Consider the following 568-nt stretch of genomic DNA (forward strand, 5'->3'; position numbering starts at 1 on the left):
CCTTTTTGGAGCCAGCCGCCTAAGGTGGGACAGATGATTGGGGTGAAGTCGTAACAAGGTAGCCGTATCGGAAGGTGCGGCTGGATCACCTCCTTTCTATGGAGAATTGATAAGCGCTGCTTATCAATATAAGTTTCCGTGTTTCGTTTTCGTTTAGTTTTGAGAGTTCAATTCAGTATTGACTCTTAAATGAGGATATGATATAAATAAATCCTGCAATTTGTATGGGCCTATAGCTCAGCTGGTTAGAGCGCACGCCTGATAAGCGTGAGGTCGATGGTTCGAGTCCATTTAGGCCCACCATACATTTTGGGGCCTTAGCTCAGCTGGGAGAGCGCCTGCCTTGCACGCAGGAGGTCAGCGGTTCGATCCCGCTAGGCTCCACCAAAAAGCTATTTTAAATAGCAAATGGTATGTTCTTTGAAAACTAGATAACAGTGTAGCTCATATTTTTTAATTTTAGTTTGGTTAAGTTAGAAAGGGCGCACGGTGGATGCCTTGACACTAGGAGTCGATGAAGGACGGGACTAACGCCGATATGCTTCGGGGAGCTGTAAGTAAGCTTTGA

The 568-nt window shown here is 45.8% G+C and carries 2 tRNA genes and 2 rRNA genes; all 4 read left to right on the forward strand.

Going from position 1 to position 568, the window contains the following annotated elements:
- A 16S ribosomal RNA gene (locus MR112_RS28665) occupies positions 1-96 on the forward strand; the annotation flags it as partial.
- 130 nt (positions 97-226) lie between these two features.
- Positions 227-303 (forward strand) — tRNA-Ile (locus MR112_RS28670).
- A gap of 8 nt (positions 304-311) precedes the next feature.
- A tRNA-Ala gene (locus MR112_RS28675) sits at positions 312-387 on the forward strand.
- Positions 388-466: 79 nt separating this feature from the next.
- Positions 467-568 (forward strand): 23S ribosomal RNA (locus MR112_RS28680); the annotation flags it as partial.

Source organism: Bacillus cereus group sp. BfR-BA-01330, assembly GCF_022663885.1.
In the GTDB taxonomy this organism is placed as follows: Bacteria; Bacillota; Bacilli; order Bacillales; family Bacillaceae_G; genus Bacillus_A; species Bacillus_A cereus.